Raw genomic sequence first — 14,133 nt, 5'->3', positions numbered from 1 at the left:
TTTTCGTGACATATTCGCGCTAACCCTCCTCCTCCGTCATGCTTAGAAAAACGCCTGACGGAGGATGCCATGAAAACCCGAAAACTGACGGAAGCCGACGTAACGTCTGAATCTGTCTTTATGCTACAGCGCCGCCAGATCCTGAAAATGCTTGGCATCAGCGCCACTGCCCTGACGCTCACCCCTGCGGCCCATGCCGATCTGCTCGACTGGTTTAAGGGCAACGATCGCCCGAAAGCCCCCTCCGGCGCACCGCTTGACTTCACCAAACCGGCACAGTGGCAGAATAAACTGACGCTGACGCCGGAAGATAAAGTCACCGGCTATAACAACTTCTATGAGTTTGGTCTTGATAAGGCCGATCCTGCCGCCAACGCCGGGAGCATGAAAACCGATCCCTGGACGCTGAAGATAGATGGCGAGGTGGCAAAACCGCTGACGCTGGATCATCATGACCTCACCACCCGCTTCCCCCTTGAAGAACGCATTTACCGTATGCGCTGTGTGGAAGCCTGGTCGATGGTGGTGCCGTGGGTAGGTTTCCCTTTGCATAAACTGCTGGCGCTGGTTGAGCCCACCAGCAACGCGAAGTATGTTTCTTTCCAGACGCGCTATGCCCCGGACGAGATGCCAGGCCAGAAGGATCGGTTTATCGGCGGCGGGCTGGAGTATCCCTACGTTGAAGGTTTACGTCTCGACGAAGCCATGCATCCGCTTACGCTGCTCACCGTCGGGGTTTATGGCAAAGCGCTGCCGCCGCAAAACGGGGCACCCATTCGCCTGACCGTACCGTGGAAATACGGTTTCAAGGGCATCAAATCGATCGTCAGCATTAAGCTCACCCGTGAACGCCCCCCCACCACCTGGAACCTGGCAGCGCCTGACGAGTATGGTTTTTTTGCCAACGTTAACCCACACGTTGACCATCCGCGCTGGTCGCAGGCAACAGAACGTTTTATCGGTTCCGGCGGCGCGCTGGATGTTAAACGCCAGCCAACGCTGCTATTTAACGGCTATGCGGATGAGGTGGCATCCCTCTACCGTGGTCTGAACTTACGGGAGAACTTCTAAGTGCGTTTAACGGCAAAGCAGATAACCTGGCTGAAGGTACTCCTGCATTTAGCCGGATTGCTCCCCTTTATCTGGCTCTTCTGGGCAGCCAGCCAGGGACAGTTCAGTGCCGATCCGGCGAAAGATATTCAGCATTTTACGGGTCGGATGGCTCTGAAATTTTTGCTGGCGACCTTGCTCGTCTCACCGTTGGCGCGCTACGCTAAACAGCCATTATTGATACGCACCCGTCGGCTTTTAGGGCTATGGTGTTTCGCCTGGGCAACGCTGCATCTCACCAGCTACGCCCTGCTGGAACTGGGCATTAATAACCTGGCACTCCTTGGCAGCGAACTGGTGACGCGTCCCTATCTGACGCTGGGTATCGTAAGCTGGCTGGTTTTACTGGCGCTGACGCTGACATCCACGCAGTATGCGCAGCGAAAACTGGGGCGACGCTGGCAACTACTGCATAACTTCGTCTATCTGGTCGCGATCCTCGCCCCTATTCATTACCTGTGGTCGGTGAAGATTTTATCCCCTCAGCCGGTCATCTACGCCCTGCTGGCCCTGGCCCTTTTAGCGTGGCGTTACAAGAAGTTCCGCCAGTGGTTGCGATAGTTCACGAAACTGTGCGTTTTCCCGCAGATTATTTATCAACCGCGAATCTTTTTCGGATAGCGGTTGATAATCTTCCCTGATAAGACCAGTATTTAGCTGCCAAATGCTACGAAATCGTTATAATGTGCGACTTCGGTTTTCCGGACAGGGGTTTTAGGCCTCTGAAAGGGTGACAATTGCGCTTTGAGGGTATATGTTGTTTTTTACCCGAAAATCGCAGGAGATAGCGGCATAATGGCTGATAAATTCCAAATTTTAGTTTTAAACGGACCGAACCTGAACATGCTCGGCACCCGTGAGCCAGAGAAGTACGGCACGCTAACATTGAGCGAAATTGTTAACCGTCTGAGTACGGAAGCAGCGTCGCTGAATGTGGATTTGGACCATTTTCAGTCTAACGCGGAGTACGCAATCATCGACCGTATTCATCAGGCTAAAGACACTGTGGACTATATCCTGATCAATCCGGCCGCGTTTACGCACACCAGTGTTGCTATACGCGACGCACTGCTCGCGGTGAGTATCCCGTTTATCGAGATTCACCTGAGTAACGTGCACGCCCGAGAGCCGTTCCGCCACCACTCCTACCTGTCAGATATCGCCGCTGGCGTGATTTGTGGGCTGGGTGCAGACGGCTATTCATACGCTTTACAGACAGCGGTAAAACGCTTGTCACAATCACACTAAACAAGAGTACGGAACCCACTCATGGATATTCGTAAGATTAAAAAACTGATCGAGCTGGTTGAAGAATCAGGCATCTCCGAACTGGAAATTTCTGAAGGCGAAGAGTCTGTACGCATCAGCCGTGCAGCCCCAGCCGCTAGCTTCCCGGTAATGCAGCAAGCTTATGCTGCGCCAGTGCAGCAGCCTGCGCTCTCCGCAGCCGTTGCGCCAGCGGCAGCAGAAGCGGCACCTGCGGCTGCAACAGAAATCAGTGGTCACATCGTACGTTCCCCAATGGTTGGTACTTTCTACCGCACCCCGAGCCCGGACGCGAAGGCGTTCATCGAAGTGGGTCAGAAAGTCAACGTAGGCGATACCCTGTGCATCGTTGAAGCCATGAAAATGATGAACCAGATCGAAGCAGACAAATCAGGTACTGTGAAAGCGATCCTGGTCGAAAGTGGTCAGCCGGTAGAATTTGACGAGCCGCTGGTCGTCATCGAGTAACGAGGCGAACATGCTGGATAAAATTGTTATCGCCAACCGTGGCGAGATTGCACTGCGTATTCTTCGTGCCTGTAAAGAACTGGGCATCAAGACCGTGGCCGTGCATTCAAGCGCGGATCGCGATTTAAAACACGTATTGCTGGCGGATGAGACGGTCTGTATCGGTCCGGCTCCGTCCGTAAAAAGCTATCTGAACATCCCGGCGATCATCAGCGCCGCCGAAATCACTGGCGCGGTCGCGATTCACCCGGGTTATGGTTTCCTCTCTGAGAACGCCAACTTTGCTGAGCAGGTTGAACGCTCTGGCTTTATCTTCATTGGCCCGAAAGCTGACACCATTCGCCTGATGGGTGACAAAGTGTCTGCCATCACCGCGATGAAAAAAGCTGGCGTGCCAACCGTACCGGGCTCTGACGGCCCGCTGACCGACGATATGGATGCTAACCGCGCCCATGCTAAACGCATTGGCTATCCGGTGATCATCAAAGCGTCCGGCGGCGGCGGCGGTCGCGGTATGCGCGTTGTACGCAGCGATGCTGAACTGGCGCAGTCCATCTCCATGACCAAAGCGGAAGCGAAAGCGGCTTTCAGCAATGACATGGTGTACATGGAAAAATACCTGGAAAACCCACGCCACATCGAAATTCAGGTGCTGGCTGACGGTCAGGGTAACGCGATCTATCTGGCAGAACGTGACTGCTCCATGCAGCGTCGTCACCAGAAAGTCGTCGAAGAAGCGCCAGCGCCGGGCATTACGCCGGAACTGCGTCGCTACATCGGTGAGCGTTGCGCCAAAGCGTGTGTCGATATCGGCTATCGCGGGGCGGGTACCTTTGAGTTCCTGTTCGAAAACGGCGAGTTCTACTTCATTGAGATGAACACCCGTATTCAGGTTGAACACCCGGTTACCGAAATGATCACCGGCGTTGACCTGATTAAAGAACAGCTGCGTATCGCAGCCGGTCAGCCGCTGTCCATCAAACAGGAAGAAGTTGTGGTTAAAGGCCATGCGGTAGAGTGCCGTATCAACGCCGAAGACCCGAACACCTTCCTGCCAAGCCCGGGTAAAATCACGCGTTTCCACGCGCCGGGTGGCTTTGGTGTGCGCTGGGAGTCCCATATCTACGCCGGTTACACCGTACCGCCGTACTATGACTCAATGATTGGTAAGCTGATCTGCTACGGCGAAAACCGTGACGTGGCCATTGCCCGCATGAAGAACGCCCTTCAGGAGCTGATCATCGACGGGATCAAAACCAACGTTGATCTCCAGATGCGCATTATGAGCGACGAGCACTTCCAGAATGGTGGGACTAACATCCATTACCTGGAGAAAAAACTCGGTCTGAACGAGAAGTAAGAGATCAGTGTTGCTAAAAGGCCGGATTATCCGGCCTTTTTTATTTCTGGGGATCGCTAAGCCCCATCATGTACAATCCCCGCTTTCTTCATCCACAAGGGACAAAAAATGGACAAACGTTTTGTTCAGGCCCATAAAGAAGCGCGCTGGGCGCTGTGGCTGACCCTTCTCTATCTCGCCGCATGGTTAGTAACTGCTTACTTACCTGATTCGGCGATTGGCATTACCGGCCTCCCGCACTGGTTTGAAATGGCCTGCCTGCTGCTGCCGCTGGTGTTTATCCTGCTGTGCTGGGCGATGGTGAAATTCATCTATCGCGATATTTCACTGGAGGACGATGATGCAGCTTGAAGTCATTCTGCCCCTTATCGCTTACCTGTTCCTGGTGTTTGGCCTGTCGGTTTATGCGATGCGTAAACGTTCGACCGGCACCTTTCTGAACGAGTATTTCCTCGGGAGCCGCTCAATGGGTGGCGTCGTGCTGGCCATGACGCTGACCGCTACTTACATCAGCGCCAGCTCGTTTATCGGTGGCCCGGGCGCCGCTTATAAGTACGGGCTGGGCTGGGTACTGCTGGCCATGATCCAGCTGCCTGCCATTTGGCTCTCTCTGGGCATACTGGGTAAAAAGTTTGCCATTCTGGCCCGTCGCTACAATGCCGTAACGCTGAACGATATGCTGTTTGCTCGCTATCAGAGTCGCTTGCTGGTATGGCTGGCAAGCCTGAGTCTGCTGGTGGCGTTTATTGGCGCAATGACGGTGCAGTTTATCGGCGGCGCACGTCTGCTGGAGACGGCAGCCGGTATCCCCTATGAGACGGGCCTGGTCATTTTCGGTGTGAGTATCGCGCTGTATACCGCGTTTGGCGGGTTCCGCGCCAGCGTACTCAACGACACGATGCAGGGGATGGTGATGCTCATTGGCACCCTCGTTCTGCTGGTGGGTATCGTGCATGCCGCAGGGGGCCTGAGCCATGCGGTTGAAACCCTGGAAGCGATCGATCCGAAACTGGTCTCGCCGCAGGGGGCGGATGACATCCTCTCTCCAACCTTTATGACCTCGTTCTGGGTGCTGGTGTGCTTTGGCGTGATTGGCCTGCCGCATACTGCCGTGCGCTGCATCTCATATAAAGACAGCAAAGCGGTGCACCGCGGGATCATTATCGGGACAATTGTGGTGGCGATCCTGATGTTTGGTATGCACCTGGCGGGCGCGCTGGGCCGCGCGGTGATCCCTGACCTTACCGTACCGGATCTGGTCATTCCGACCCTGATGGTGAAAGTGCTTCCGCCGTTTGCCGCCGGGATTTTCCTCGCCGCACCCATGGCGGCCATTATGTCGACCATCAACGCTCAGTTGCTGCAAAGTTCCGCTACGATCATTAAAGATCTCTATCTGAATTTGCGCCCTGAACAGGTCGAAAATGAGCGACGCCTCAAGCGTATGTCGGCGGTGATTACCCTGGTGCTGGGGGCGTTACTGTTGCTGGCCGCGTGGCGTCCACCGGAGATGATCATCTGGCTAAACCTGCTCGCCTTTGGCGGGCTGGAGGCCGTTTTCCTGTGGCCGCTGGTGCTGGGGCTGTACTGGGAACGCGCGAATGCCGCGGGTGCATTAAGCGGCATGATTGTCGGGGGCGTCCTGTATGCCGTTCTCGCCACGTTTAAAATTCAGTATCTGGGCTTCCATCCGATCGTGCCTTCGTTACTGTTAAGTTTACTGGCGTTTGTGGTGGGAAACCGTTTTGGTCGACCGGTGCCACAAACTGCCCTGATTTCTACTGACAAATAAAGAGTTTTGCCATGCCGTGGATCCAATTAAAACTGAACACAACCGGCGCGAACGCCGAAGAACTGAGTGATGCGCTGATGGAGGCCGGTTCGGTCTCTATCACCTTCCAGGACACGCATGACACGCCGGTCTTTGAGCCGCTGCCAGGCGAAACGCGCCTGTGGGGTGATACGGACGTTATCGGCCTGTTCGATGCAGAAACCGATATGAAAGAGGTCGTGGCGATTCTGGAAAACCATCCGCTGCTGGGCGCGGGTTTCGCGCATAAAATTGAACAGCTGGAAGACAAAGACTGGGAACGCGAGTGGATGGACAACTTCCATCCGATGCAGTTTGGTCAGCGTCTGTGGATCTGCCCAAGCTGGCGTGAAGTGCCCGATGAAAACGCCGTCAACGTGATGCTGGATCCGGGTCTGGCGTTCGGCACCGGTACCCACCCGACAACCTCCCTGTGCCTGCAATGGCTGGATGGCCTGGATCTGGAAGGCAAAACCGTGATCGACTTCGGTTGCGGATCCGGGATCCTTGCTATCGCAGCACTGAAACTGGGCGCGGCAAAAGCCATCGGGATCGACATCGATCCGCAGGCGATTCAGGCCAGCCGTGATAACGCCGAGCGTAATGGCGTTTCCGATCGCCTTGAACTGTATCTGCCCGATGCACAGCCAGAGGCGATGAAAGCCGATGTGGTGGTCGCGAATATCCTGGCTGGCCCATTACGCGAGCTGGCGCCGTTAATCAGCGTGCTGCCGGTTGAAGGCGGTCTGCTGGGCCTGTCCGGTATCCTTGCCAGCCAGGCAGACAGCGTCTGTGAAGCCTACGCCGATCTCTTTGCGCTCGACCCGGTGGTCGAGAAAGAAGAGTGGTGTCGCATCACCGGTCATAAAAAATAAGCGTTTGGCGTGGTCGTCTGACCACGCCTTTTTCCTTCGGTTTTTTCTCCCGCCTTCTTCCTTTCTTCGATAAAATAACCCCACAAATCACAATGTTAATTATTGATTTGGATAATAAAATTCACAGGAAGAATATGATGAAACACATTTCAGGCAAGGCAGCGCTGCTGGCGCTGAGCATGATTTCGGCTACGGCTTACGCATCACACTGGAGCTATCAAGGAGAAGGCGCACCGGAACACTGGGGCGAACTGGACGAGGCGTACAAGACGTGTAAAAGCGGAATGTATCAGTCGCCGGTGAACATAGATAACACGGTCAAAGCCCACATCTCTCCGCTGGAAACGCACTATATCGACGGCCCGGTCATTCTGACAAATAACGGCCATACTATCCAGGCGAGTGAAAATGCCGATACACGCGACAGCATCACGCTTGATAAACAGCGCTGGACGTTACAGCAGTTCCATTTCCATGCACCATCCGAAAACACGGTGCACGGTAAAAAATACGCAATGGAAATGCATCTGGTCCATAAAAACGCTGACGGCGAACTGACGGTCGTTGCCGTTATGTTCGATCAGGGCGCTGCAAACACTGAACTGGATAAACTCTGGGGCGTGATGCCGGGACAGGTTGACCAGAACGTCACGATTAAGCCAACCCTTGATATGAATAAATTACTGCCCGCGGATAAAACTTACTGGCGTTTTAGCGGCTCTCTGACCACCCCACCGTGTTCAGAAGGGGTAACGTGGCTGGTCCTCAAGCATCCGCTGACCGTCTCTGCTGAACAGCTGCAAAAATTTACTCACACTCTGCACCACGAAAACAGCCGCCCGGTTCAGCCGCTTCATGGCCGTCTGGTTGTTGAATAAGTCGATTTTTTACGTTGATATCCTGTGCTGAAATGCGACGCAGATCGCAAAGAAGCGCCATAATCTGCTGCTTATAGCAGCAGATTATCCCGAACAATTGATCCATTTATTCAGAAATGATGAGAAGTTACGGGAAATTGTAAGCGCCCACAAAATGTTCATTTATTCATAACACAATGATTTAAATAGCGAATAATCTTATCCCAAAAGAATGACTGGCGATTCCTTGATCTACAACAGAGGATTGTTCAAAGTTTGGCCTTTCATCTCGTGCAAAAAATGCGTAATATACGCCGCCTTGCAGTCACAGTATGGTCATTTCTTAACTCATGCGCATCGGACACCACCAGCTCAGAAATCGCCTGATCGCAGCCCCAATGGCAGGTATTACCGACCGGCCGTTCAGGACGCTGTGCTACGAGATGGGAGCAGGATTAACCGTTTCCGAGATGATGTCGTCTAACCCGCAGGTTTGGGAAAGCGACAAGTCCCGCCTTCGGATGGTGCACGTGGATGAACCAGGTATCCGCACCGTGCAAATTGCCGGAAGCGTGCCTGAAGAGATGGCAGATGCCGCGCGTATTAACGTGGAAAGTGGCGCCCAGATTATTGATATCAATATGGGTTGCCCGGCCAAAAAGGTGAATCGCAAGCTTGCAGGTTCAGCCCTTCTGCAATACCCCGACCAGGTGAAGTCAATCCTGACGGCGGTTGTCAGCGCAGTGGACGTTCCTGTTACGTTGAAGATTCGCACGGGTTGGTCGCCGGAACACCGTAACTGCGTAGAGATTGCCCAACTGGCCGAAGACTGTGGCATTCAGGCCCTGACCATTCATGGACGCACTCGCGCCTGTTTGTTCAACGGTGAAGCTGAATACGACAGCATTCGGGCAGTTAAGCAGAAAGTTTCCATTCCGGTTATCGCGAATGGCGACATTACTGACCCGCTTAAAGCCAGAGCTGTGCTCGACTATACGGGAGCTGATGCTCTGATGATAGGACGTGCCGCTCAGGGAAGACCCTGGATCTTTCGGGAAATCCAGCATTATCTGGACACTGGGGAGCTGCTTGCCCCGCTGCCTCTGGCAGAGGTCAAGCGCTTGCTTTGTTCGCATGTTCGGGAATTGCATGACCACTACGGCCAGGCAAAAGGGTACCGAATTGCGCGTAAACACGTCTCCTGGTATCTCCAGGAGCACGCTCCAAATGACCAGTTTCGGCGCACATTCAACGCCATTGAGGATGCCAGCGAACAGCTGGAGGCGTTGGAGGCATACTTCGAAAATCTTGCGTAATGAAATAAAGAGCTGACAGAACTATGTTCGAACAACGCGTAAATTCTGACGTACTGACCGTTTCTACCGTTAACTCTCAGGATCAGGTGACTCAAAAGCCCCTGCGTGACTCGGTTAAACAGGCACTGAAGAACTATTTTGCTCAACTGAACGGTCAGGATGTTAATGACCTGTATGAGCTGGTACTGGCTGAAGTTGAACAGCCACTGTTGGACATGGTGATGCAATACACCCGTGGTAATCAAACCCGCGCTGCCCTGATGATGGGCATCAACCGTGGTACCCTGCGTAAGAAACTGAAAAAATACGGCATGAACTAATTTCGATTAGCTAACTGCTTGTTTAAAAAGGCGCTCTTCGGCATGGGGAAGCGCCTTTTTTATCGTTCGGGCGAGCAACCGTCAACGCTTTGTAAACCTTCCCTTTCCCCACTTTTCAACGCCCGCTTTTCGTGTATATTTCCACCAACTTACAGGCTCTCTTTTCGCGGAATGACACATGATTCGTAAATACTGGTGGCTGGTCGTTTTTGCTGTCTCTGTTTTCATTTTCGATGCGCTGCTGATGCAGTGGATTGAACTGATGAGCACTGAAACCGATAAATGTCGCAATATGAATTCCGTGAACCCGCTTAAACTGGTCAACTGCTCAGAGCTGGACTAACCGCTTCCATCCTGTATAAAACCCTGTTAACACCCAATAAAAACAGGGGCTTAAATCACTTTTCGTCATTTCCTGACGATGATAATGTCTGTCCCCTTTCCAACCGCTCTTGCTTAACGTCTCACACGAGTGAACAGACCATGCTGGTTAGCCAATACAACCAAATCCTCGTAGTCATCTCCTTTGTTGTTGCCATTCTTGCCGCCTATACCGCACTGAATATGGCTGCGCGCGTTGCTGGAAGCCAGGGCGTCGCTGCACGCGTCTGGCTGGCAGGTGGCGGTGTTTCGATGGGGATTGGCGTGTGGGCGATGCATTTCATCGGTATGCTGGCGATGGATCTTTCCATGAGCATGAGTTACAACGCGGCCCTGACCGTGCTTTCGATGGTTATCGCCATTAGCTCGTCAATGTTTGCCCTGTGGCTCGTTAGCGGCGAGCAGCTACGTTTGCGCCGGCTGCTGCCTGGCGCCGTCGTGATGGGAACGGGCATTGTTGCCATGCACTACACCGGTATGGCTGCCCTGGAGGTCACACCGGGTATTGTCTGGGATAAAACGTGGGTGGCTATCTCTGTGGTCATAGCCCTTGCCGCTTCACTGGCCGCTCTTTGGCTGACGTTCCGTTTACGTCAGGAAGCCGCACGAATGGCGTTGATGCGGCTGGGGGCGGCGATCACCATGGGCATCGCTATCGCTGGCATGCATTACGCTGGCATGGAAGCAGCACAATTTCCGATGTCGACGATGGTCCACCATCATGGCATTAACGGGAGCTGGCTGGCGATATTGGTTAGCGTGGTCGCGCTCGCTATTCTGGGGATTACGCTGCTGGTGTCGATGTTCGATGCCCGCCTTCAGGCTCGTACCTCGCTGCTGGCCTCATCACTGGCAGAAGCTAATCGTGAACTCGCACAGCTGGCGTTGCATGATACGCTGACGCGATTACCCAATCGTATTCTGCTTGAGGATCGCCTCGATCAGGCCATCAGCAAGGCCGATCGCGAAGGAAGCCCTTTCGCGCTGATGTTTATGGATCTCGACGGCTTTAAAACCGTCAACGATGCCTATGGTCATGATGTCGGTGACAAGCTTCTGGTAGCGGTGACTCAGCGTTTGCTGTTGCAGTTGAAAGGTCAGTACACGCTGGCGCGTATCGGTGGGGATGAATTCGTGCTGCTGGCCGAAACCGCCACCCCGGATGATGCTGCCTCACTGGCAAATTCACTGGTGCGCGTCATTGATAGCCCGTTCCATCTCGATCCTTACGAACTGATGGTCACCCTGAGCATTGGCATTGCGCTCTATCCACACGATGGCAAAACCGATCGTGAACTAATGTTTAACGCTGATGCTGCGATGTACCACACGAAACATATGGGTCGCAACGGCTATCACTTCTTCCAGCCGTCAATGAATACGCTGGCGCAGACGCATCTACAGCTGATGAATGATCTGTGGCAGGCCATCGACCGTGATGAGTTACGCCTGCTTTATCAACCTAAATTCCACGCCCCTGCCGGGCCGGTCATCGGGTTCGAAGCGCTGTTACGCTGGCAGCATCCCAAACAGGGATTACTCTCCCCCGACCTGTTTCTGCCGCTGGCAGAGAAAACAGGGCTGATTATTCCGATTGGAAACTGGGTAATCGACGAGGCCTGCCGCCAGCTGCGTGAATGGCATCTTCAGGGCCACACGGACTGGTCAATGGCGGTGAATCTTTCTACGTTGCAGTTCGAACAGCCGTCGCTGGTTAAAACGGTTCTCGATTGTCTGACGCGCCATAGCGTGCCGCCCGGCATGTTGATCCTGGAGGTGACTGAAACCACGGCAATGAGCAATCCGGACGAAAGCGTACGCGTCCTGACAGCGCTGACGGATGCGGGAGTAAAAGCCTCAATAGACGATTTTGGTACAGGTTACTCAAGCCTTCTCTATCTTAAGCGGCTTCCCGCCTGCGAGTTGAAAATCGATCGCGCTTTTGTGAAAGAGTTAAGTGGAGAGAGCGAAGATGCGACAATTGTCTCGGCGATTGTCGCCCTGGCAAAAACGCTGAATCTGAAGGTCGTGGCGGAAGGGGTCGAAACCGCAGCGCAGCAGACCTTCCTGACAGAACTGGGATGCAATACGCTACAGGGTTATCTGCTGGGCAAACCAATTACCGCGCAAGCTATTATGGAACAGTGCCAGCACGGGGAGATGTCGCCACCCCGGGCGCAGTCATAAGGCTGTATCGTAAACCACTGGCGCCACTCGGGTGATATTTAGTGTCGCCAGAATATTATCCACCAGCGCCGGCGCTTGTTTGTACAGATTAAAACTGGTGTTATCCATTAACCAGTTTTTAATGACTCCGCTAAAAAACGCATGGAAAACAATCAGCGCCAGTTCAATATTAGTTTGCGAAGAGATAATGTTATGAGCAATGCATCGCTTAAGCGTCTTGCGAAGATAATCATCGTTTAAACCGATCCGCTTGCGTATTTCACATTCTGAAATCACATCGTCATGAAATTCACACTTATGATACAGAATTTGTAAAAGCGCATACTGTCGGGGTTCGCTCGCAATATATTGCAGCGCAACAATAAATTGTTCACGAAGCATTAACAAAGGGTCGTCATTTTCGGAAAGCATTAGCCTGTCACGAATGATTTCACGCAGCGGCAATTGCTGTTCCCATATTGCGTTAAATATTTCCGCTTTACTCGAGAAATGCCAGTAAACCGCCCCGCGAGTGAGTTGAGCTGCATCGGCAATGTCGGTAAGCGTGGTGCTGGCCACACCACGCGTCGCGAATAGCCTGATAGCGGCTTCAATCAGCTGCTGGCGGGTCTTTTGAGCCTCTTCTTTCTTTTTGCGCGCCATTACCTGCTACTCGTTACTTACAAGATTGATACGTTATCAAAGGATATTGCCGTGGTCGTGTCAGACAAAGTATTAACCAAAATCCGTGTTAGTTTTGCACAAAAAAAGTCAATTCGTTTAATTTATAAACCTCGTGAATAAATTGAATATATTAAATACATAAAACATATGTATAGCTTTCACCAAAAAGCATTTCGTTGATTATCCTGACAGAAATAGAGTGTCGAATGCACTGGGTCAGATTCCGATTTTTACTTTTTAAAAGCTCCATCAGCACTTATAAATTAAAAAACATTAAATACCCTCATTATTATACGCAGCTACATTTCTTTTTTTGCCTCACACCCTTTCACCGATTCATGACAAATATCGGTTCAGGGGTAGTTTAAGGAACAGTAATGACGAATCACTTCAGATGCTTACCCTTATCCGGTTTCATTGTCTGTGCCGCGCTGCTTACCGGATGCGATGGGCAAGAAAACCCACAGCAACATGCGCAAGCTCCTCAGGTCAGTGTTCATATTGTTAAAAGCGCGCCACTGGCCGTAAAGACAGAATTGCCTGGCAGAACTGACGCGTATCGTGTTGCGGAGGTTCGTCCCCAGGTAAGTGGTATCATTCTGCACCGTAATTTTACCGAAGGCAGCGACGTCAAAGCGGGTGAATCCCTTTATCAGATCGATCCGGCCACGTATCAGGCAGCCTACGACAATGCGAAAGGTGAACTGGTAAAAGCACAGGCGGCGGCCAATATCGCTCATCTGACGGTGAAACGTTACGTTCCGCTGGTCGGTACGCAATATGTGAGCAAGCAGGAGTACGATCAGGCGGTGGTAACCGCCCAGCAGGCGGATGCGAGCGTCGTTGCCGCGAAGGCTGGCGTTGAAAGCGCGCGGATCAACCTGGCTTATACCAAAGTCACATCCCCAATCAACGGGCGTATAGGTAAATCCAGCGTCACCGAAGGGGCGTTGGTTACTAATGGTCAGTCGACTGCACTGGCGACGGTTCAGCAGCTCGATCCCATTTATGTCGATGTGACGCAATCCAGCAGCGATTTTATGCGTCTGAAGCAGCAGACGAGCCTGCAAAAGGGAGACACCAGCAGCGTCGAGTTGCTGATGGAAAATGGCCAGCCTTATCCACTGAAAGGAACGCTCCAGTTCTCTGATGTCACGGTAGATGAAAGTACCGGCTCAATCACCCTTCGCGCCCTCTTCCCTAACCCTCAGCATATGCTGTTACCGGGTATGTTTGTCCGTGCACGCATTGACGAAGGTACACAGCCTGATGCCATTCTTGTTCCCCAGCAGGGGGTAACCCGTACACCGCGCGGGGATGCCACTGTGCTTGTGGTAAACGATAAAAACCAGGTGGAATCGCGCACTGTCGTTGCACCGCAGGCGATTGGCGATCGCTGGCTGATCACGGAAGGCCTGAAAAACGGCGACCGCGTCATTATCAGCGGCCTGCAAAAAGTTCGCCCTGGCGTTACCGTCGTGGCTATTCCTGATACCGCCGCGACTCCAGCCAGTTAAGGA

At 52.9% G+C, this 14,133-nt stretch carries 15 protein-coding genes; 14 read left to right on the top strand and 1 reads right to left on the bottom strand.

Annotated features, from left to right (window positions below):
* The first annotated feature begins 69 nt into the window (after window positions 1-69).
* The 13 genes from msrP to AM329_RS20630 all read left to right on the top strand — a co-directional run bounded on the left by msrP (window position 70) and on the right by AM329_RS20630 (window position 11,950).
* Window positions 70-1,071 (top strand): protein-methionine-sulfoxide reductase catalytic subunit MsrP, encoded by a 1,002-nt coding sequence (msrP, locus tag AM329_RS20690; protein ID WP_003860395.1) that lies wholly within the window; start codon window positions 70-72, stop codon window positions 1,069-1,071.
* Window positions 1,072-1,671: a protein-methionine-sulfoxide reductase heme-binding subunit MsrQ gene (msrQ, locus tag AM329_RS20685; RefSeq protein ID WP_003860393.1), complete on the top strand. Its 600-nt coding sequence runs from the start codon at window positions 1,072-1,074 to the stop codon at window positions 1,669-1,671.
* A 234-nt stretch (window positions 1,672-1,905) separates the two neighbouring features.
* Entirely contained in the window at window positions 1,906-2,358 is a 453-nt protein-coding gene (gene aroQ, locus AM329_RS20680) for a type II 3-dehydroquinate dehydratase (RefSeq protein ID WP_003860391.1), read from the top strand.
* 21 nt (window positions 2,359-2,379) lie between these two features.
* Window positions 2,380-2,844: an acetyl-CoA carboxylase biotin carboxyl carrier protein gene (gene accB, locus AM329_RS20675; RefSeq protein WP_003860389.1), complete on the top strand. Its 465-nt coding sequence runs from the start codon at window positions 2,380-2,382 to the stop codon at window positions 2,842-2,844.
* 10 nt (window positions 2,845-2,854) lie between these two features.
* Window positions 2,855-4,204, top strand: coding sequence for an acetyl-CoA carboxylase biotin carboxylase subunit (gene accC / locus AM329_RS20670; RefSeq protein WP_003860388.1), 1,350 nt, complete (start codon window positions 2,855-2,857; stop codon window positions 4,202-4,204).
* A gap of 108 nt (window positions 4,205-4,312) precedes the next feature.
* On the top strand, window positions 4,313-4,555 hold the full coding sequence (locus tag AM329_RS20665) for a YhdT family protein (RefSeq protein ID WP_003860385.1): 243 nt from the start codon (window positions 4,313-4,315) through the stop codon (window positions 4,553-4,555).
* On the top strand, window positions 4,545-5,996 hold the full coding sequence (panF, locus tag AM329_RS20660) for a sodium/pantothenate symporter (RefSeq protein WP_023323805.1): 1,452 nt from the start codon (window positions 4,545-4,547) through the stop codon (window positions 5,994-5,996). The genes AM329_RS20665 and panF overlap by 11 nt, the downstream gene beginning before the upstream one ends.
* A gap of 11 nt (window positions 5,997-6,007) precedes the next feature.
* Window positions 6,008-6,889, top strand: a complete 882-nt coding sequence (gene prmA, locus AM329_RS20655) for a 50S ribosomal protein L11 methyltransferase (RefSeq protein ID WP_003860381.1) — start codon at window positions 6,008-6,010, stop codon at window positions 6,887-6,889.
* Between the two features lie 137 nt (window positions 6,890-7,026).
* On the top strand, window positions 7,027-7,767 hold the full coding sequence (locus AM329_RS20650) for a carbonic anhydrase (protein WP_003860379.1): 741 nt from the start codon (window positions 7,027-7,029) through the stop codon (window positions 7,765-7,767).
* Between the two features lie 329 nt (window positions 7,768-8,096).
* Window positions 8,097-9,062 carry a tRNA dihydrouridine synthase DusB gene (gene dusB / locus AM329_RS20645; protein WP_022651936.1) on the top strand — a complete coding sequence of 322 codons (966 nt, stop codon included), beginning with the start codon at window positions 8,097-8,099 and terminating at the stop codon, window positions 9,060-9,062.
* A 23-nt stretch (window positions 9,063-9,085) separates the two neighbouring features.
* Window positions 9,086-9,382 (top strand): DNA-binding transcriptional regulator Fis, encoded by a 297-nt coding sequence (gene fis / locus AM329_RS20640; RefSeq protein WP_000462905.1) that lies wholly within the window; start codon window positions 9,086-9,088, stop codon window positions 9,380-9,382.
* 178 nt (window positions 9,383-9,560) lie between these two features.
* The gene (locus AM329_RS20635) at window positions 9,561-9,725 is read left to right on the top strand and encodes a DUF2556 family protein (RefSeq protein WP_003860373.1); all 165 of its coding nucleotides are present in this window, start codon (window positions 9,561-9,563) and stop codon (window positions 9,723-9,725) included.
* A 140-nt stretch (window positions 9,726-9,865) separates the two neighbouring features.
* Window positions 9,866-11,950, top strand: coding sequence for a bifunctional diguanylate cyclase/phosphodiesterase (locus AM329_RS20630; protein ID WP_003860371.1), 2,085 nt, complete (start codon window positions 9,866-9,868; stop codon window positions 11,948-11,950).
* On the opposite strand, the gene envR is transcribed toward AM329_RS20630, so the two are convergent.
* Entirely contained in the window at window positions 11,945-12,592 is a 648-nt protein-coding gene (gene envR, locus AM329_RS20625) for an acrEF/envCD operon transcriptional regulator (protein ID WP_023314924.1), read from the bottom strand. The two genes, AM329_RS20630 and envR, sit on opposite strands and share 6 nt — an antisense overlap.
* Window positions 12,593-12,990: 398 nt before the next feature.
* Between envR and AM329_RS20620 the strand changes: the two genes are divergently transcribed.
* Complete coding sequence (locus AM329_RS20620) at window positions 12,991-14,130, top strand: efflux RND transporter periplasmic adaptor subunit (RefSeq protein WP_032608006.1); 1,140 nt, start codon at window positions 12,991-12,993, stop codon at window positions 14,128-14,130.
* Window positions 14,131-14,133 lie beyond the last annotated feature (3 nt).

Source organism: Enterobacter cloacae complex sp. AR_0002 (assembly GCF_001922365.1).
GTDB classification, from domain to species: domain Bacteria; phylum Pseudomonadota; class Gammaproteobacteria; order Enterobacterales; family Enterobacteriaceae; genus Enterobacter; species Enterobacter hormaechei_C.
The sequence above is the reverse complement of the archived record's forward strand: the minus strand, read 5'-3'. Positions and strand labels throughout refer to the sequence as shown.